Source organism: Pseudoalteromonas sp. BMB (assembly GCF_001709235.1).
Taxonomy (GTDB): Bacteria; Pseudomonadota; Gammaproteobacteria; order Enterobacterales; family Alteromonadaceae; genus Pseudoalteromonas; species Pseudoalteromonas maricaloris.
This window is the reverse complement of sequence record NZ_MBQA01000169.1, coordinates 16899-34581: the sequence shown is the minus strand read 5'-3', so window position 1 is coordinate 34581 and position 17683 is coordinate 16899. Positions and strand designations below refer to the sequence as shown.

The 17683-nt window shown below is 43.7% G+C and carries 20 protein-coding genes and 1 pseudogene; 15 read left to right on the top strand and 6 right to left on the bottom strand.

Annotated features, from left to right (window positions below):
• Positions 1-46: 46 nt before the first annotated feature.
• The 5 genes from BB427_RS14100 (at position 47) to BB427_RS14080 (ending at position 3643) form a co-directional block, all read left to right on the top strand.
• Entirely contained in the window at positions 47-457 is a 411-nt protein-coding gene (locus BB427_RS14100; RefSeq protein WP_069021349.1) for a nucleotide triphosphate diphosphatase NUDT15, read from the top strand.
• Between the two features lie 20 nt (positions 458-477).
• Positions 478-918 carry a DUF2214 family protein gene (locus BB427_RS14095; protein ID WP_069021348.1) on the top strand — a complete coding sequence of 147 codons (441 nt, stop codon included), beginning with the start codon at positions 478-480 and terminating at the stop codon, positions 916-918.
• Positions 915-1331 carry a VOC family protein gene (locus BB427_RS14090; RefSeq protein ID WP_069021346.1) on the top strand — a complete coding sequence of 139 codons (417 nt, stop codon included), beginning with the start codon at positions 915-917 and terminating at the stop codon, positions 1329-1331. Before BB427_RS14095 ends, BB427_RS14090 begins: the two co-directional genes overlap by 4 nt.
• On the top strand, positions 1328-1987 hold the full coding sequence (locus BB427_RS14085) for a YoaK family protein (RefSeq protein WP_069021344.1): 660 nt from the start codon (positions 1328-1330) through the stop codon (positions 1985-1987). Before BB427_RS14090 ends, BB427_RS14085 begins: the two co-directional genes overlap by 4 nt.
• 519 nt (positions 1988-2506) lie before the next feature.
• Positions 2507-3643: an MFS transporter gene (locus BB427_RS14080; RefSeq protein ID WP_069021342.1), complete on the top strand. Its 1137-nt coding sequence runs from the start codon at positions 2507-2509 to the stop codon at positions 3641-3643.
• Between the two features lie 101 nt (positions 3644-3744).
• Here the strand turns inward: BB427_RS14080 and BB427_RS14075 are convergent, their stop codons facing one another.
• From BB427_RS14075 to BB427_RS14065, 3 genes are read right to left on the bottom strand one after another with little or no spacing between them, the layout of a single operon-like run.
• Positions 3745-4551, bottom strand: coding sequence for a heme ABC transporter ATP-binding protein (locus BB427_RS14075; RefSeq protein WP_069021340.1), 807 nt, complete (start codon positions 4549-4551; stop codon positions 3745-3747).
• 1 nt (position 4552) lies between these two features.
• The gene (locus BB427_RS14070) at positions 4553-5608 is read right to left on the bottom strand and encodes a FecCD family ABC transporter permease (RefSeq protein ID WP_069021339.1); all 1056 of its coding nucleotides are present in this window, start codon (positions 5606-5608) and stop codon (positions 4553-4555) included.
• Positions 5608-6525, bottom strand: a complete 918-nt coding sequence (locus BB427_RS14065) for a heme/hemin ABC transporter substrate-binding protein (protein ID WP_069021337.1) — start codon at positions 6523-6525, stop codon at positions 5608-5610. Before BB427_RS14065 ends, BB427_RS14070 begins: the two co-directional genes overlap by 1 nt.
• 63 nt (positions 6526-6588) lie before the next feature.
• Here BB427_RS14065 and BB427_RS14060 point away from each other — a divergent pair, with 63 nt between their 5' ends.
• The 9 genes and pseudogenes from BB427_RS14060 to BB427_RS24190 all read left to right on the top strand — a co-directional run.
• A complete protein-coding gene (locus BB427_RS14060; RefSeq protein WP_069021335.1) occupies positions 6589-7329 on the top strand; it encodes an energy transducer TonB in 741 nt (246 codons plus the stop codon).
• Positions 7330-7343: 14 nt separating this feature from the next.
• A complete protein-coding gene (locus BB427_RS14055; protein ID WP_069021334.1) occupies positions 7344-7847 on the top strand; it encodes a MotA/TolQ/ExbB proton channel family protein in 504 nt (167 codons plus the stop codon).
• Positions 7840-8247, top strand: a complete 408-nt coding sequence (locus BB427_RS14050; RefSeq protein ID WP_069021332.1) for a biopolymer transporter ExbD — start codon at positions 7840-7842, stop codon at positions 8245-8247. Before BB427_RS14055 ends, BB427_RS14050 begins: the two co-directional genes overlap by 8 nt.
• A gap of 151 nt (positions 8248-8398) precedes the next feature.
• The gene (locus tag BB427_RS14045) at positions 8399-10516 is read left to right on the top strand and encodes a TonB-dependent receptor domain-containing protein (protein ID WP_069021330.1); all 2118 of its coding nucleotides are present in this window, start codon (positions 8399-8401) and stop codon (positions 10514-10516) included.
• A 9-nt stretch (positions 10517-10525) separates the two neighbouring features.
• Positions 10526-11593, top strand: coding sequence for a ChuX/HutX family heme-like substrate-binding protein (locus tag BB427_RS14040; protein ID WP_069021328.1), 1068 nt, complete (start codon positions 10526-10528; stop codon positions 11591-11593).
• Positions 11594-11670: 77 nt separating this feature from the next.
• Positions 11671-12132: an NUDIX hydrolase gene (locus BB427_RS14035; RefSeq protein WP_069021326.1), complete on the top strand. Its 462-nt coding sequence runs from the start codon at positions 11671-11673 to the stop codon at positions 12130-12132.
• Positions 12133-12472: 340 nt separating this feature from the next.
• Complete coding sequence (locus BB427_RS14030) at positions 12473-12748, top strand: helix-turn-helix domain-containing protein (RefSeq protein ID WP_069021325.1); 276 nt, start codon at positions 12473-12475, stop codon at positions 12746-12748.
• On the top strand, positions 12741-13982 hold the full coding sequence (locus tag BB427_RS14025) for a type II toxin-antitoxin system HipA family toxin (RefSeq protein WP_069021323.1): 1242 nt from the start codon (positions 12741-12743) through the stop codon (positions 13980-13982). The genes BB427_RS14030 and BB427_RS14025 overlap by 8 nt, the downstream gene beginning before the upstream one ends.
• 290 nt (positions 13983-14272) lie before the next feature.
• Positions 14273-14400 (top strand): annotated as a pseudogene (locus tag BB427_RS24190) (IS110 family transposase); the annotation flags it as partial.
• A 28-nt stretch (positions 14401-14428) separates the two neighbouring features.
• Here the strand turns inward: BB427_RS24190 and BB427_RS14020 are convergent.
• From BB427_RS14020 to BB427_RS14010, 3 genes are all read right to left on the bottom strand, one after another.
• Positions 14429-14962, bottom strand: coding sequence for a hypothetical protein (locus BB427_RS14020; protein WP_069021321.1), 534 nt, complete (start codon positions 14960-14962; stop codon positions 14429-14431).
• 208 nt (positions 14963-15170) lie between these two features.
• Entirely contained in the window at positions 15171-15662 is a 492-nt protein-coding gene (locus BB427_RS14015) for a hypothetical protein (protein ID WP_069021320.1), read from the bottom strand.
• Positions 15663-15996: 334 nt separating this feature from the next.
• A complete protein-coding gene (locus BB427_RS14010) occupies positions 15997-16719 on the bottom strand; it encodes a type 1 glutamine amidotransferase (RefSeq protein WP_069021318.1) in 723 nt (240 codons plus the stop codon).
• Positions 16720-16817: 98 nt separating this feature from the next.
• Here BB427_RS14010 and BB427_RS14005 point away from each other — a divergent pair, with 98 nt between their 5' ends.
• The gene (locus BB427_RS14005; RefSeq protein ID WP_069021317.1) at positions 16818-17609 is read left to right on the top strand and encodes an AraC family transcriptional regulator; all 792 of its coding nucleotides are present in this window, start codon (positions 16818-16820) and stop codon (positions 17607-17609) included.
• Positions 17610-17683 lie beyond the last annotated feature (74 nt).

The following is a 17683-nucleotide window of genomic DNA, read 5'->3' as shown; positions in this document are numbered from 1 at the left end:
CTGCAAAAACAAACTTGAAAGGTAAACAGGCCCTAAAGGAAAAATGATGGAGCAAGTCGTACGCGTCGGGGTTGGCGTGGTCATAATGCACGATAATAAAATTTTACTCGGTGAACGCATCGGCGCTCATGGCGCACATACTTGGGCAACCCCTGGTGGCCATTTAGAGTATGGAGAGGACATTGAGGCATGCGCGATAAGAGAGGTGCATGAAGAAACGGGGCTACATGTTGTAAACGTTGAAAAGCTTGGTTTTACTAATGATTATTTTGCCGATGAGCAGAAACATTATGTCACTCTGTTTGTCATGGCAAGGTGCGATACTCATGATGCAGAAGTTAAAGAGCCAAATAAATGCAAACAATGGCAGTGGTTTTCGCTTGATGAATTGCCGCAGCCTTTGTTTTTGCCTTTGGTGAACTTTTTAGAAGAAAACAACACACTTTATCAACACTAAAATAGCAATTGGGGCATCGTATGGAAGAGATAGTCGTTAGATATATTCATTTTATCGGTATTTTATTTTTGGCATCAACGCTCGCGATTGAAAACGTGCTACTCTCCAAATCAATGAGTAGTCAGAGCATTAAGCGGTTAGCGGTAGTTGATGGCTTGTATGGTGTCAGTGCGCTTGTAACCCTTGGCGCAGGGTTAACGCTATGGTTTGCAGTTGGCAAGCCCAGTGAGTTCTACACTAAAAATCCGATTTTCCATGCCAAAGTCGGACTATTTTTGTTAATCGCTTTACTATCTATCATTCCGACTGTGTTTTTATTGAAGCACCGTAAGACAACAGCAGCTAATTTGTCTGTGCCCCAGCGCATCATCGTCATTAAAAGGCTAGAAATGCTGTTACTTTTAGTTTTACCGCTACTTGCTGCACTTATGGCAAGAGGCTATGGGTTGCCCTCATCATGAAACAAAATATTGTCAATATTGCGCTCGTCGTTAAAGACTACGATGAAGCCATCGACTTCTACGTCAATAAACTAAGTTTTGAATTAATAGAAGACACCTACCAACCCGAGCAAGATAAACGCTGGGTGGTGGTGGCACCGCCTAATTCTCATGGTACGGCGTTACTACTTGCCAGAGCTTCTACGCCAGAGCAGCAGAAGTTTATTGGTGATCAAGCTGGTGGGCGGGTATTTTTATTTTTAAATACCGATGATTTCTGGCGTGATTATGAGCGTATGAAGTCTATTGGTATCCAGTTTATTCGCGAGCCACAAGAGCAAGATTATGGCACGGTTGCTGTATTTGAAGATCTCTATGGCAACCGCTGGGACTTATTGCAGCTAAACCCTGATCATCCTATGGCGAAGAGATGATCTCAAAGTTACCAAAATGGGTTGAGATCGGCGCTTTTATATTGGCGCTCGTCGCAGGATTTGTGAATGCAATCGGCCTACTTAGCTTCGAGCATCAATCCGTTTCTCACTTATCCGGCACTGCGACTATGCTCGGAACCAGTTTTTTAGGTGACAATCTTAAAGAAACCCTGCACTTATTTGGAGTGTTACTCGCGTTCTTGCTTGGCTCTGCACTTGCGGGGTTTTTGCTGCATGGCACCACGTTAAGGCTTGGCAAACATTACGATACCGCGCTGATACTTGAAGCTATTTTGCTTACCGTGTCTCTCGTCTTACTGATGCAAGGCTCATTTTATGGTCACTTTTTTGCCTCTGCAGCTTGTGGACTACAAAACGCATTAGCCACCACGTACAGTGGAGCCGTGGTGAGGACAACCCATGTAACAGGAATATTCACCGACCTAGGACTAATGATTGGGGCTGTATGTAGAGGCGAGCCACTAGATACCAGAAAAGCAAAACTGTTTGTGTTGATAATCTCAGGGTTTGTGGCAGGTGGCGTGTTAGGCGCTTGGTTTTATAACAAGTTTTACTTTCAGGCGCTGTGGTTGCCTATAACCATTTGTTTGCTGATCGCAGGTGTTTACCGCTTTGCGCTTAGGGATAAGGGGTAGTACACCGTTGTGTTGATGTATCTTAGTTTGGATTATTGACTACTTAATCAACATCGTATAGATTGGCGCGCGATTTTAATTTGGATCTTTCCACGATGTTTTACATCCTATTTAAGAATTTTGTTAGAAGGCTTTGCTCCGCGCATTAACACGATGAAGTGTTGCTCGGAGCTTACTTTCTAAATCTTCATCAGAGGCATTGGCGACTACCTGAATAAAGGTGGACGGCGGCAGTGTATCTGATGATTGGAAAGATGAAGCCGGCGATGATACTTCATCGCCGGCTTTTTTGTGCCTGAAATTTAGTGGCACACGTTTCGAAATTTTTTGAAACGGGAGGTCGGCATACTTGTCGATCTCCCGTTTTTTATGGATGTAATTTAATGAACTTGATTTTAAAAGGCCTGATAATGTCAGGCAGTAACCTAAACAAAGACCAACTTAATATTGGCTTTATTTCTTATGCTTTGCTGAACACCTGCAAGGTAAACGTTTGCTGCGCAAAAAAGGGGTAATGAGATGTTATTGACTTTATTACTCGCCTTTATTGCGTTTTTAGTCGGCGCCGATGAGCTGATGCTTGGGCCTATTCTTGAGCCTATTGGACTCGAATTAGGTGTAAAGCCTGAGCGAGTTACACTGTTTATTACCACTTACAGTTTTGCCCTTGCGATTGTGGCTCCGCTATTTGGGGCACTCTCAGATAAAGTAGGGCGCCGCGCTATCATCTTACCTGCAATCGTGGTTTTTGGTGGTGCCTCTATCGCGACAGGGCTTGTCACTTCATTTGAATGGGGCTTAGTTGCTCGTGTGATCACCGGTATTGCCAGTGCTGGCATGCTACCGATTGCATTTGCCATCGCGGCAAGCTCTGGTGGAAATGCGCTAAAGCGGATCGGTTGGGTGCAAGCAGGCTTAACACTTGGCATGATCTCAAGTCCTGCGTTTGGCGCGTTTTTAACGCATTTAATGTCGTGGCGAGCCGCTTTTGTTGCTCTGGGGATCGCCACTTGGGTTGTTGCGTTATTACTTACCGTAAACCGCCATGCGATCCCAAATGACAAAGCTGGAGAAGGCACTAAGATATCGTTCAAGCTATGGCAAATCCCCGGTGTTGTTGGTGCGTTACTTACCATGTGTATTGGTTTAGGTGGTGGTATTGGTTTGTTCAATTTGGTTGGGCAGCATTTACGAGATACACAAGCACTGTCAGTGTGGTTTATTGGAGTACTGTATGCCTTATTAGGCTTAGTGAGTGTTGCTGGAAACTTGATGATGCCAAAACTCGCAACCCATTTTGAAAGTGGGCGGCAGGTAATGCGTGCATCATTGGTCGTTTGCCTCATCGCCAGTAGCGGTCTTTATTGGTATCAAGGTACCTCTCTCATACCGTTATACTTTTTGATGACACTTTGGGCATTGGCTGGCGGTATCGGGGCTCCGGCATTACAGGCATATATTTCAGAACTTTCGCCTGCACATCGTGGTGTACTTATTTCACTGGCCATGAGCATGATGCACATTGGTGTAGCGATTTGGTCTGCCGTCGCGGGTTTTGCTTACAGCCTTGGTGCGGCTGCGATGGCGCTGCTTGCTATTATTTTGTTTAGTCTTGCCATTTTGTGTTTGCGCCCCGTAAAAGGCGCATCAATTTAGGAGGTAACTAGCAACTTGCTTAATTTTAGCTTCAAAGTTGGGAGCTGAGTTAAGCGAGCTGATTAAACAGGCTGGTGTATGCCAGCCTGTTTAAGTGCAGGTTATTTTTCTGCCGAAAGTCCAAATACCTTTGCAACACCCAGGGTTGGTAAAAACATATCAGAAAGCGTGATCTCTGCATCAATCCCATAGGTACTCATTAATTGAGCGTTACTGAGTACTTCCTCTGGGGATCCGGTGGCAACCAATTCGCCCTGTTGCAGTAGATATACCTTATCGGCAAAGCTTGCAGCGAGGGCCAAGTCATGTACCACTGCGACTACGCCCGCTCCTTGCTTAGCTATTTGCTGAGCTAGCTTCATGACTTGATACTGATGGTATAAATCTAGGCTAGCGGTAGGCTCGTCAATCATCAGGTAGCAGGGTTTGTTCGCATGTAAAGTGGGTAGCAGCTGGCAAAGTACCCGCGCAAACTGAACCCTTTGCTTTTCTCCCCCTGATAGCTGAGTAAAGCACCGCTTTGCTAAATGCTCGACTGATAAAGTTTGCATTGCTTGCTGTGAATATTCACGAAGCGAGTCTGGTGTACAAGTGTGCTGATGTACATAGTGCGACATATCCACTATCTCTTGCACGCAAAATGGGAACTCACAATCATATTGCTGCGTGAGTACGGCGCGGATATGGGAAAGGTCTAGGGCATTTAAGTCTTGCACTCGTTGTTGATGATAGGTGACATCGCCCTGTGTTAGAGAAATATCGCCGCACAGCGCCTTGAGTAGAGTAGACTTGCCTGCACCGTTGGGGCCAAGAACAACGGCAAATTCCCCCGGGTTGATTGAAAAATCAATGTCTTTGAGCAACAATTTTTGCCCCACTTGGACACTGACGTTATGCGCTTCTAGCATACTAAAGCTCCTTTATACGATACGTTTTCACCAGCATGATCAGGAAAAAAGGGCCACCTAAAGCGCTGGTGATAAGGCCTATCGGTAATTCTGATGGGAGAATGAGTGTGCGCGCGAGTAAGTCTGCCAAACACAGTAAAATTGCCCCACCCAACATCGAAGCAGGTAACAAATAGCGGTGATCTGGGCCGATTAATAAGCGCACTATATGAGGAACAATAAAGCCAACGAAACCAATAATACCTGTTAGCGCAACCGCTGCACCGGTGCACAATGCGGTATAAGCAAACACTTTCTTTTTCAGGCGCACGACATCGACCCCGAGATGTCTAGCTTGTTGCTCGCCAAGTAAATAGAGGTTGAGCGGTTGAGCTAAGCGGCTAAAACCAAAGCAGCATGCCAACATTAAACACAACGATGGGATGATAGTTGTGAAACCATTGCCTGCAAGAGATCCCATGCTCCAAAAGGTTAAGTCGCGTAACTGTTGATCTGAGCTGATCAACGTTAGTATTCCAATGACCGCACCAACAATGGCGTTTACTGCTATGCCTGCTAACAACAAACTGACAATTGTGAAACGATTACCTTGGCTGGATAAACGGTAGATTAAACTACACACACCAAGACAGCCAAGAAAAGCACCGATTGGCACGGCGTAAATTCCATAATAATCCGCAAAACCACTGAGTAACGTGGAGCCCAATACGATGGTACTAATTGCGCCAAGTGCGGCACCACTAGAGATCCCAATTAACCCTGGATCTGCCAGCGGGTTTCTAAAGATTGCTTGCATTGCGGCGCCGCATGCACCAAGTCCAGCACCCACCACAATTGCGAGCACCAATCTTGGTAATCTAATTTGCCAGATCACCGCGTGTTCTAAGTTACTTGATTGACCTGCAAAGAGAATATCCATTAGACGACTGTAGCTAATGCTCACCCCGCCGCTGGTTAGGCCAATGAGGCTCACCACGATACAGCCGATAATCAGTCCCAGCAACATCCATTTTTTGGCAACTTCAGCGGGAATTAAAGATTGCTCGAGTGCTAGCATTACAGAGACTCATTTTTTGATGCAGATTGTGCTGCTCTAAATCGGTAACCCTTGGGCAGTGTGGCGTTTGGGTGGAGTAAGGTAGCGAGCTCAACTACGGCTTGTGGCGTGCGTGGGCCCATACCAAGCAAATATGTCCCATCGATAAGTATAACTCGGTTGTTTTTAACGGCGTTTGAGAACTTAAAGTGGGGAACTTGGCTTAAATCCATCGCTTTTTGCTCGCCATGGCGGCCCATACTAATGATGACATCAGGATCCATGGCGATGGCCGCTTCGGTTGCGAGCGGCTTCCAACCGTCAAAATGCTGTGCAGCAACATTAACGCCGCCAGCTGCGTTGATAACCTCATCTGCAGAATTTCCAGCACCCGCAACAATTGGTTGGCCACTACGCAGGCTCAAAACAAATAATACCTTAGGTTTGTTGTTCACTTGTTTCAAGACATGCGTTAAGGCTTTTCTGTCGGCTTGAATATACTCGACTAGCGCTTGGCCTTTATCTTTAACTGCCAGTAACTCGGCGATTGTTGTTATTTTTTCTTCGACGCCAGCAAGATCATCGTTATCGCTGAAAATAAAAGTGGGTAATCCGGTGTCTTGAAGCTGTTTTAATACCTTGTCTGGGCCTGTATCTGCTTCACCGAGTAGTAAATCAGGATTAAGGGAAAGGATCCCTTCAACGTTGATTTTTCTTACGTAACCGATTTGTGGTTTATCGGTCGCAGCAACAGGAAATACGCTAGTACTGTCCACGCCAACGATACGATTTTCCTCGCCAAGTGCATAAATAATCTCTGTGATAGAGCCACCAGAAACCACAATGTTTTTGGCACCTTGCTCCGCATAGGTAGGTTGTAGAACAGAAGTGAGTAATAGCAAACTAGAAGTTAGCAGTGTCGTAATTTGAGCTTTCATTACAGATCCAAACTTGTTAGTATTTATTGCGAATAGTAACAGTTATCATTTGTCTTTATCAATATGAAATTAATTATCTGCATCACAGTCTCCGCTCTGCTGCATGGCTTGTGGTGGTTATTTCCTGCAAGCTCAGCACTGGTGTGGCACTCAGGCGTTGCTGCAAATGAAGTGAGTAAAGTCACCAAACCACTCATGATTTCGTTTACGGCACAACCTTCCCAAGAGCCAGCTTCAAAAGTGGTAGCAGAGCAAGTGCCATCTGATTTTAACGGCACTACGCACTTACTTAAAAAACCACAAAGGCAAGAACAGGAAGCCAAGCCTGTACCCAAACCCAAGCAACAGGCCAATGAACTGCCACAACCTACAAAGCTTAACGAAGCCATAGTGACTGAGAACAAAAAAGCTATCGAAGTGACAGCGCCTACCTCAACACGAGAAAATACGTCGCAGCAAGAAGCGACGCAAATGGCGTCAGCGAGGCATCTCAGTGAAGCAAATAGTACCGATGACTCTCCTGTTAAATTAGATGCTTTACCTTTATTCAAAGCACCAAGACCTGCGCTTAGCTACCCACTGCGTGCCAAGCGAAGAGGGCTTGAAGGCGTGACTATTTTTGAAATTGAACTGGATCAAAAAGGTGAGATTGTGAATTTAACTTTGGTTAAAAGTAGCGGTCATCAATCTTTGGACATTGCGGCTCGCAAGAACGTTGAGCAATGGCAGTTTCATCCAGTTTTTCGTGACGGTAATGCGGTAAAAGCCTGGTTTACCGTGCCTATTAAATTTTCCCTTTCTTAGAGAGTAATACTACGATGCAATCTTGGTTTTCCCAACTTGGCCCAATGCAATGGCCATTTTTATGTTTGTCAGTTATTGCGCTTGCGGTGATCATTGAGCGGCTTTGGGTGCTTAGCCGCGCTTGGTTTACCGTTCATGAAATCAAGCGTAAACCCCATTTTTTTCGTAGCAAAGCAGTCGGCGCTTTGCGGTTACAAGGGTATGTTTTTGAGTGGCGTAAGCGGTTAGTGATCTTAAGCATCATCGGCACGCTAAGCCCATTAATGGGACTCTTTGGCACCGTCTGGGGGCTGGTATTGATGTTTAAAACCATTGCCGAAACTCAACAAGCGGTGACACCCGCGTTATTAGCGGATGGATTATGGGAAGCTATGTATTCAACCATGGCAGGACTGGCGATAGCCATGCCATGTCTACTTATTTATGGCGTTTTGCAAGCGACGGTTGAGCGGTTTCAAAGCGAGCTTGTGCTCTATATGAATACTCAATTTACCTTGGTGGAGGCAGATAATGCTTGAGCTGCCAACACCCAAACCTCAGCATCTAGGTGCTGATTTAACCGCGTTACTCGATGTGCTTTTTATCGTCCTTGTATTTTTGCTGCTCAGTGTGGCTGTAAAACTCAACGTCTTGGAGGTCAACTTACCAACAGCGGGAAAAAATGGTGAGGTTGTACTGGAAAAAACACCGAAGGTAGTGAGCATCATGTTCAATCATGATCAAATAGCCTATGCCTTAGACGAGCAGCCGTTTAGCGCGGAAAACACGCTGATACAAGCGCTTGGTCATTTAGACAAGTCAGAGGTGATTTATATCGCCGTGGATAAACAAGTACCCAGCGAAGCACTGGTATCACTTTTTGCACAGCTTAGTACACTCGAGATTCAAGTCGCGAATTTAATAGTTAAAAGCGAATAAAAATAATTACCATTTAGATTGGTGTGTGTTATATTGCGCCGCGACAATCGCATTTCATCTTGGATGAGCCTGTTTAAATAATACAGGACTAGGGAAGATCAGGGGCAAAGTTGAAGTGCATGTAAAAAATAACGACACTCGGAGTATTCTTATGCGTTTATCTAAATTAACCCTTTTCATCGCGCTTGCCACTTCTGCCACCTGGGTACAAGCCGCATCTTCTTCAAATAACGATGGCTCTCAGTCGACAGTGGTAAAAACAGACTTAGATGCAGTGACTGTAACGGCAACGCGTACCACAAAAACTGCATTGCAATCGGCACAAGCAGTGAATGTTATTTCGTCGGAGCAAATAGAGCGCAAATTAGATAGCAGTGTATTTGAGACCTTAGATACCATTCCTAATGTTTCCGCTAATGGTGGACCAAGATCGACAGGACATAAGTTCAATATTCGTGGCTTTAGTGACGCGGAAGATGTGATGGTGACGATTGATGGCATGCTGCAAACTTTTGAAAAATATCGCATGGGTAGCTTGTTCACTGATCCTGAATTATATCGCTCAATAAGCATTAAACGAGGCACGAGTACCGTACTTCATGGCGGTGGTGCGCTCGGTGGTGTTGTTCAGTTTGAGCTAAAGGACGCCGCTGATTTTTTACAGGATAGTGAAGTCGCTGGCGCTAAAATTAAACTTGGTTATGACAGCAACAACGCTCAGAAGAATGCCTCAGTGATCGCTTTTGCAAGGCCGAATGATTCACTCGACTTGCTTGCTGGTGTGGTAAAGCGCGACAGCAATGATTGGGAGTTGTCTAACGATGAAACTTTGGATAACTCGGCGATCGAAAACAGCTCTGTTCTGTTAAAAGGGGAATACTTCTTAAGTGATGATGCCATTGTGGGGGCAAGTTACACCGAGACCACAGATAATCAGCGAACCGAGTTTAATACAACAGATCCGGGCGCATGGGGAACGGTGTACCGTGAGGTAGAGCAGTCCGTTACTAATCTGAGTTATGAACTAAACCCTGCAAGTAATCCCTACCTGAACTTAAGCGCTAAGGCCGGTTATACCAGCAGTCAAGTCACTGAATCCGATGGTGTCGGCATGCTTGAGGACTACATCGGTATTGAATCAAACTATGAATACAACATCACCACTCTGGATGTAATGAATACCAGCGTATTGGACTCACATACTTTGACCTATGGTGTGCAATATACCGACAAAGAGCGTATTGGTGAAAAGACAGCATTACCATGCTTAAAACTTAACTACGAGACCTATGCTTGTGAGCAATACGGTCCGACTCCAACCACCGCTGAGATGACATCCCAACCGGGTGGTACGCAAAAGCGCTCCGGTGTGTATATCCAAGATGAATTTACTTGGCAGCAACTTACTGTGATCGCAGGGCTTCGCTATGAACACTATAGCACCTCACCAACGGCTAAATTTCAACAGGCGTTTGCAGCATTAGATAGTAAAGTGACACACAGTGATTGGGCGGGCGCCTTGAGCGTAAACTATCAACTGACGCCACAGTGGGCGGTGTTTGCAAACCGCCAAGAAGGTTTCCGTGCGCCACTCATTGACGAGCTGTACGATCAATACGGTGGCAGACAGCCAGGATTAGCGTTAGACGTAGAATATAGCAACAACACCGAAGTTGGCGTGACCTATCAGGCAAATAACATACTCACTGACAATGACACATTAACTGCGCGTTTTATCTACTTTGATATCTCGGTAGACGATGAAATCACGTCGGTCACCAGTAATGTGACCAACCCCGTACCTGCACCACGTTATGCGAATCGAGCTAGTAATGATAGAGATGGCATTGAGCTGGAAGTAAACTTTGCAACACCACGCTTTTACAGCAACTTTTCTTACAGTGACATAGACGGCAAAGATCACGACAACAAGCCTTTATGGTATTTGCCTGCAGACAAACTGGCTTTAGATTTAGGTGCCTCGTTATTTGATCAAGCCGTTCAAGTTGGTGCGCAAATAGTCAGGCGTGGCGACCGTGATGTGCAGGTGATGGACAGTGCAACAAGGCAATACTCAACGCAAACACAAAAAAGCTACACCCTGACTGATTTATATGCGAGTTGGGATATTAATACAGCCTTTAATCTAAGAGTTGCTGTCGATAATGTCTTTAACAAAGAATACAAACTGATGGCTGGTACCGGTGGTGGAATAGGCGATTACGGTTTTGGCCGCAACATTAAAACCCAGATCAGCTGGCGTTTTTAAGGAGAGATCATGAAGCAATTAATTCAAGACTATAAAACCTTGTTAGCGGGTGAGCCAAGGACACGGCCCGTTGATGCTGCAATGCAACTGGGCGTGAGCGAGGCCGAATTATTGAATGCCCAACTTGAAGAAGCGGTGACTGCCACAGTAACGCGCTTAGATGAAACGCAACTTGCCGATATCCTCAAAAGCCTGAAAAAACTGGGTAAAGTGATGGCGCTGACGCGTAACGGCAGCGTGGTAAATGAAATTAAAGGGTTATACGAAAAGCTCTATGTTTCAGACAATAATGGCAAACTAAGTGGTATAGCGATTAATCCCGGTGGTATCGACTTACGGCTATTTTTGTATCGTTGGCAAAGCGTATTTTTAGTTGAAACCGAAAATCATACGAGCTTGCAGTTCTTTGATGAAAATGGCCGTGCGGTACATAAGGTTTACACCACGGCTGAGTCGGACTTTAACGAACTGGTGAATATTAAAGCGCGCTATCAACTAACATCACAGCGCTCGTTTAGCGTGAAGCCATTTGAACTTGTGGAGCCTGTAATTACCTCGCCTAGCGCTGAGCAACTAGATAGCTTTAGATGCCAGTGGGGTGAGCTTGAAGATGTGCACTATTTTCCAAAGCTATTAGATACATACAACCTTGAACGCTTGCAGGCCCTTGAGCTTGTCGGCTCGCCATGGAGCTTTGAGCTACAGAGCTTTGAACTTGCTGATATATTTCAGCAAGCAAAAACGTTTAAGCAAGAGATCATGGTATTCGTAGGCAACCCAGGTGCGGTACAGATCTTCTCAGGAAAGGTTGAAAACCTCAAACAAGTTGGCCCTTGGTTTAACGTCTTAGATCCTGAGTTTAACCTACATATCAAAGCAGATGATTTGACCCGCGCGTTCGTGGTCAGAAAACCTACGGATAACGGCAATACGGTGGTCACCTCTATTGAGTTTTTTGATGCCAATCGCGAAACGGTACTAACACTATTTGGCCGCCGCATTGAAGGCAAAAAGCAAACTAGCGAATGGCAAGCCCTCTGTGAGCGATTGATCCACAAAGGACAGGTTGCGGCGTGATAAGTTTACCGTGTTAGTAGCAAAGCCCTGCTCACAGGGCTTTTTTATTTTTACTCGCTAGGTACTAGGAAGACATAATGAAAGAAAGGCAATGTGCAAGACTAATTATCGTCAATGAAAAGCATGAGTTACTGCTATTTCAGTATCAGGATGAACATCACCATGAAGCTTTCTGGGCAACGCCAGGTGGCGAATTACAAGACAATGAAACTTACCTAGATGCCGCTGCCAGAGAGCTCTATGAAGAAACTGGGTTGGAGCAAGAGATTGGCCCCTTAGTGGAAGAGCGTGAAGCTATTTATGCGGTTGCTCGCTCCATCCCTGCGGTATGGCAAGAAAAGTATTATCTTATTCGATGCTCAAGTAACGATGGAGTCTTTGCGGCACGTTGGACCGAAGAAGAAAAAGAAACAATTCAACAATGGCAGTGGTGGAGTCTTAACGCAATGACGCAGGTAAATCCAGCGCAATTTAAGCCAGAGTGGTTGCCACAACTGCTTCGAGAGCTAACCGATAAAAAACCAGAAAAACTATCTTAATTCGCTTTGTTAAAATGTTTTAATCAAGAGGTGAATTAAAGCATTAGTACTGGTTAAGTCATTACGTGAATTGGTTTTAACGCGAACAAATAACAGTGGGGGTCACTGCTAACTTTTGTTAATACTCTAGAGTTCAATCGCCTTTTTCTCAATAGTTGGCACATTGGGAAACATGCCTCACTACCTCTTTTTCTATATCCGAAGGATGTCAGTCTTGCTTTAATTTCTGCTACTATGATGGCAAATATCGGTGAAATACTTTATGTTTGCTATCATAATAGCAAAAAAGTCATCATGGATGCTATAATTGATACTATAGTGACAGTTTTTTGGGGCGTTTATGCTATCTCTTTATACCGCTTATGATATGCAGATGGAACTCAAAGAGTTTATCAAATCCGCTCGGAAAAAAGATAAACTCAGTGTTCAGAAGATGGCCGATCTCTCTGGCGTGCCTTATGCTACGATCCGAAAGTTTGAGTCATCTGGTAACATCTCATTGCGGCAGTTTCTTATGCTTTATGAGACTGTCGGTGACTTGAAAAAAGTGAAAGAGCTGACAAAGTTATCTGAGCCTGAATATAAAACTATAGAGGATGTGCTTCGACATGCTTAAATCAGCCCTAACCGTAAAGCGAACGCTTAGCACAGGTGAAAAGGTAATTGTCGGCAAGCTCGCTGAAAATAGTAAGCACAGTTTCTTTCAATTTGATGAGACTTATTTAGGTGCTCATCCAACTTCTCTGGCTCCGTTCAATTTAGCGGCTGATACAAGCCTCCAAGCTGCACCTAGAGAGCCACATTACGGTATTCATGGGGTTTTTGGAGATAGCCTGCCTGATGGCTGGGGGCTTTATCTTATGGATCGTGTATTTAGGCTGCACGGTCATAACCCCAATGAAATTACTGCTCTGGAGCGTTTGGCTTACCTAGGTGACAGATGTATGGGGGCGTTGAGCTATGAGCCAGAATTAGATTTACTTGATGAGTCCAAGGAGTCGATTGATATCATTACTCTCGGACGAGCAGCGACTGAAGAGTTTGAAGGGACCGAATCTACTTTGCTCGAGCATTTGATGAAAACGGGTGGTTCGGGTGGTGCTAGGCCAAAAATGAACGTTACACGTTTACCGAGTGGTGAATATACAACATTAGATAACGTACCGGGTACAAAGCTTATCGTCAAGCTGACATCTGAAAGGTTTGAGTTGAAGCACTCTGAATCATTAGTCGAATATTGCTACATGCAGATGGCCCGTAATGTCGGCATTGAAGTTCCTGACTTTAATTTAATTGATGCGAGTAATGGCCGCTTTTGGCTAGAGCAAAAACGATTTGATTGTACTGAGCAAGGTGGTCGGATCCATATGATTTCAGCGTGTGGGTTGTTAGATGCACCGTTTCGAGAGCCCTCTTTAGACTACGTGGATTTAGTTAAAGCTACGCGTATCATGTGCAGTGTTACTGAGTCTCAAAAGCTTGTTAAGCGCTGCATTTTTAATTACCTAACGGTTAACCAAGATGATCACAGTAAGAACTTTAGCTTTCTTGCCAGTGACACCGATAACTGGACACTATCGCCTTTCTACGACATTGTTTATAGCCCCAGCCCTTACAAAGAGCATATGACGGCATTTGGCGGGAATGGCCGAACGCCAAAGCGCGCGCTAGACCAGTTAGCGGCTCAGTCTGGGTTATCTTCAAAGAAAGCGATTATGGTGATGGTTGAAGAAATCTTCGAAATAACTCGCTCGTTTCGCAACGAAGCCAAAAATTTAGGTTTGTCACATACCCTGATCAAGGAGATTGATAAGGATATAGTCGAAAAGTTTACTATTTTGACAGGGTAATGTGAGCCGAGAAAATGTAATTTTTTAACCTATCCGACTAAATTAACGTATAAAGTCCATGTGTATTGGAGAATAAATACTCAGTACGAGTATGAATGTGTCAAAACTTAATCGAACTGACCGAGAAATCGAAAGTATTAGTGGATGTCCGTGTTGATACGGTTAAGTGCCCATTTTTGTCTTTTTGACAGGTTTATCGGCTTGGTTGTATGAAAACCCCGCAAACGGCGCGAAGCGGTCGGCCCAGTCATTTCTCTTAAAGACAGCCAAATTATGGTAGGTGTTGATTTGTGTTTAAAGGCCAATATCAAAAATTATTGGCGTCAGAAAACCGAAAAAAGTAGCTATCATTGCCTGTGTAAGAAAGATGATTGTGATATTAAATTCGAGGGTAATGTGGGAAGCGCCAAAAGCTTAAAATTAACTATTGACGCCATAGTCTCTTGTTAGTTGTCACTTTCGACTTTGCGAAAAAATACATTACCAAAATATTGAGACTCAAATACATAATAAAAGCCATTTTTTTCACGGTAAAGAATTGGGTAAATAGGTACAACATGATGCGGAGTTTGCATAGATATAGACCATTTTTCTGGAGTCTCATTCGCCCATTTCACCTTACCTATATACTTTCTTTCTGAGGAATCAGCTAATCGCTCAAAGAAAATAAAGCTATCATCTTCATATATCTCAAAGCGGTAGTGTCGCTTCTGCCAATCTGCGTTGTGACCTGAATAAAAATTAGTATCCACTTCATAAGAACCAATAATTCTCTCACGATTTATAGATTCTGGAGTGCTAAGCCAGATTAATATAGAGAAAAGCGCAACAATACCAAACGGAAGTAAGCCCCAAAAAGACGCTCTTAAAAGGTACTTATCTTCTTTTGTTTTAAAATAACGCACTACACAAGTAAAAGCAGTTACGAAAAACAAAACAAAGATAAACGCTAAAATAAAAAGCCAAAATCCTAAAAACATAAGTCTAAGTTGTACGTGATTCTAGTTGTGACAGCTAACGCTCCATAACGGGCGGCCAATACGTAGGTTGCCTGGTGTTAGATTGGAGCGGAGCGACAACAAAAATTAAATCGCTGACACCCACCACAACATAGGTTCAAACTGTGCTGGGTGTCTGTGTTATTCGCGTGTTATTCTTTTGTTGAGTTCTTTTTGGTTCATTGCCTTGTTATACAACTTTTAACTCATGAGTCCAATCCTTCCATGAAATCGACTTGCCCGGTAATGCTATTTTTGAGAAAGGCCACACTGATTGAAGCCAATTTAAGACAGTCTGATAAAGTATTTTTTCTAACGCAATACTATCATCTCGAATCCACAAGTAGACTTCGCAGTCATAATTTAGTGATCGGCTTGGATCTATATAAACAGAGCCTAGGCATTTTTCCTGTGAATTGTTAAATATGGAATATGCAAAAGCATCCCTTGATTCAAACTCTTGTTTATGAATTTTTAAGCTTTCTATATTTTCTTCGAGGGTCATATTAACTTTAGGCCACTCAGTTTCAGGGCCAAATAATCCTTGTAGCCTTTTTTGACTGGACATTACGGCTTCAAAGTCTAACTCAGCAACTTCTTCTTCAAGCACTCTGAAGTGAAAATTTTCACTATCAAAAAACGTCGGAGGCTTAAACGACTCAGGAATAAATGGATTGGGCATACTCTGGGCTATCCGTAGTTGTATAAAAATTTAGTATTTATGCGACATGGAGTTTGTGTTGCATAATCGTTTGTTGGGTTGAGCCGTCACCTGCTCGGTGTGACAGAGTTGGTGTTGTTCATGCTATGGACTTACTTAGAAAAAATAGGCTTTTTGGAGGCTCTCACTTTCCTAGCTAGTGTAATCAGTTTAGCTAGTGTTATGTAAGCTTTCCCTGCATTGCTCAGCGCTTATTATTTATTCATTACACCTAAATTTGCCTTAATAAGCAATTATATTTTTTAGACGTACAGAGGCCGCTAGCCTGAGCAATTAGGCAGGTTAAATAATATGATTAACACTCAATTTTTGATTTATAAAAGCTTTCTAACTTGTCTAAAAAGTCGTGCAGTTTTTGGTTCATTTCGTCATAGTTATGGTTCAGTAAAATCTCTGGCTCATCTACAAATCGATACTGTAAAGCGTCACTGAGGTCGTCATTTTCAATCAGTAATGCGACGATATCTTTGGTAAATTCCATATGGCACTGAAAACCGTATACTAGATCTCTGTAGGCGACAATTTGTCGCGGGCACCCCGTGCTATATGCAATCACTTGTGATCCATTGGTGAGTCCTGGCATATCATTATGCCAATGGCCGACATCCAACACTTTTCCAAAATGACTAAATAGTGGGTGTGTCATCCCAGCTTTCGTCAAGGTTATCGGATATTTTCCTATTTCACGTTCAGGGCTAGGTTCAAATGTTGCACCTAGCGCTTCACCAATGAGTTGCGATCCTAGGCATATGCCAAGCACAACTTTTCCGGCGGTAATCGAATTCAAGATGACTTTTTGCTCACCTTTTGCATCGAAGTGCGGGCATTGATCAATAGTTGTTGACGGATCTTGAGGTCCTCCCATGACAACCAAAAAATCTAAGTCTTCGACATTTTTTGGGAGCGGTTCTCCTTGATAAACTCGCGAATAGGTAATGGTATGGCCGCGTTTATTTGCCCAAGATTCATAGGAGCCGGGCGCTTCAAAATGTTCATGAACGATAAAGTGAATATGCATCTTTGTGCCTTTTAATTTACAATAGGCTATAGATGGTATATTAAATTCGGATGGCGTAACTTATACTAACAGACGTTTAATGTTGATAAGTCGCCAAGATGCAAGCTAATGACCTCATCAAAGGTTCTTCTGATAAACAAATCGTAACTAAAACGATTAATATGGCTTCTGGCTATATTGATGACTTCCATTCACATTCGTGGCATCAAATTGTGTTTCCTTTGCAGGGGCTGCTGCAATCAAGTATCGGCGATAAAAGCGGGATCGTTCCTCACAATGGCATGCTCTACATACCCGCAAATACAGTGCATAAATCCATAGCGATTACAGATACACAGTTTTTGGCGATTTACCTTAATCCCGACAAATATGTTCAGTATGGAGACGAACCAAAATCCTGTTTGGTAACGCCATTTATTAAAGCGCTCATTTTGTTGCTATTTGAAAACGAGACGCTCACTCAAGCACAATCCAATATCACACATTTGCTAACGGTATTGCGGGATCAAATCACGATCGCAAACCGTTATGAAATACCCCTACTCATACCTACCGATAAACGCCTTTTATCCATTTTCTTACAGCTTAAAGAGCAACCGGATCTACCATTTACGTTAAAGGAATGGGCAACAAAAGTGGGCGCTTCTGAGCGCACTTTGTCGCGGTTGTGCTCGAGGGAGTTTTCTCAATCATTTTCACGGTGGAGGCAAAATGTAAGGTTAGTTTTATCTTTGCAATTGTTAGGGTCGCAAAAGAGCATACAGGAAATTGCTATCGAGTTGGGGTACGCTTCTGACTCTGCGTTTGTTCAAGCGTTTAAGAAATTGTTCAACCAAACACCGAGAAAGTACCGGATTGCCAACTTACAGCACAACGTAAATTTATTTTGAGCAACTTCTGCTGCTTTCAGGTTACCTGTACTAGAGACGAAAGTATCTTATCGCGAATGCTTTTAAGTTCTTCT

Coding starts and splice junctions, on each gene's coding strand:
- BB427_RS14100 (WP_069021349.1), top strand. CDS start 47: ATGGAGCAAGTCGTACGCGTCGGGGTTGGCGTGGTCATAATGCACGAT.
- BB427_RS14095 (WP_069021348.1), top strand. CDS start 478: ATGGAAGAGATAGTCGTTAGATATATTCATTTTATCGGTATTTTATTT.
- BB427_RS14090 (WP_069021346.1), top strand. CDS start 915: ATGAAACAAAATATTGTCAATATTGCGCTCGTCGTTAAAGACTACGAT.
- BB427_RS14085 (WP_069021344.1), top strand. CDS start 1,328: ATGATCTCAAAGTTACCAAAATGGGTTGAGATCGGCGCTTTTATATTG.
- BB427_RS14080 (WP_069021342.1), top strand. CDS start 2,507: ATGTTATTGACTTTATTACTCGCCTTTATTGCGTTTTTAGTCGGCGCC.
- BB427_RS14075 (WP_069021340.1), bottom strand. CDS start 4,551: ATGCTAGAAGCGCATAACGTCAGTGTCCAAGTGGGGCAAAAATTGTTG.
- BB427_RS14070 (WP_069021339.1), bottom strand. CDS start 5,608: ATGCTAGCACTCGAGCAATCTTTAATTCCCGCTGAAGTTGCCAAAAAA.
- BB427_RS14065 (WP_069021337.1), bottom strand. CDS start 6,525: ATGAAAGCTCAAATTACGACACTGCTAACTTCTAGTTTGCTATTACTC.
- BB427_RS14060 (WP_069021335.1), top strand. CDS start 6,589: ATGAAATTAATTATCTGCATCACAGTCTCCGCTCTGCTGCATGGCTTG.
- BB427_RS14055 (WP_069021334.1), top strand. CDS start 7,344: ATGCAATCTTGGTTTTCCCAACTTGGCCCAATGCAATGGCCATTTTTA.
- BB427_RS14050 (WP_069021332.1), top strand. CDS start 7,840: ATGCTTGAGCTGCCAACACCCAAACCTCAGCATCTAGGTGCTGATTTA.
- BB427_RS14045 (WP_069021330.1), top strand. CDS start 8,399: ATGCGTTTATCTAAATTAACCCTTTTCATCGCGCTTGCCACTTCTGCC.
- BB427_RS14040 (WP_069021328.1), top strand. CDS start 10,526: ATGAAGCAATTAATTCAAGACTATAAAACCTTGTTAGCGGGTGAGCCA.
- BB427_RS14035 (WP_069021326.1), top strand. CDS start 11,671: ATGAAAGAAAGGCAATGTGCAAGACTAATTATCGTCAATGAAAAGCAT.
- BB427_RS14030 (WP_069021325.1), top strand. CDS start 12,473: ATGCTATCTCTTTATACCGCTTATGATATGCAGATGGAACTCAAAGAG.
- BB427_RS14025 (WP_069021323.1), top strand. CDS start 12,741: ATGCTTAAATCAGCCCTAACCGTAAAGCGAACGCTTAGCACAGGTGAA.
- BB427_RS14020 (WP_069021321.1), bottom strand. CDS start 14,962: ATGTTTTTAGGATTTTGGCTTTTTATTTTAGCGTTTATCTTTGTTTTG.
- BB427_RS14015 (WP_069021320.1), bottom strand. CDS start 15,662: ATGCCCAATCCATTTATTCCTGAGTCGTTTAAGCCTCCGACGTTTTTT.
- BB427_RS14010 (WP_069021318.1), bottom strand. CDS start 16,719: ATGCATATTCACTTTATCGTTCATGAACATTTTGAAGCGCCCGGCTCC.
- BB427_RS14005 (WP_069021317.1), top strand. CDS start 16,818: ATGCAAGCTAATGACCTCATCAAAGGTTCTTCTGATAAACAAATCGTA.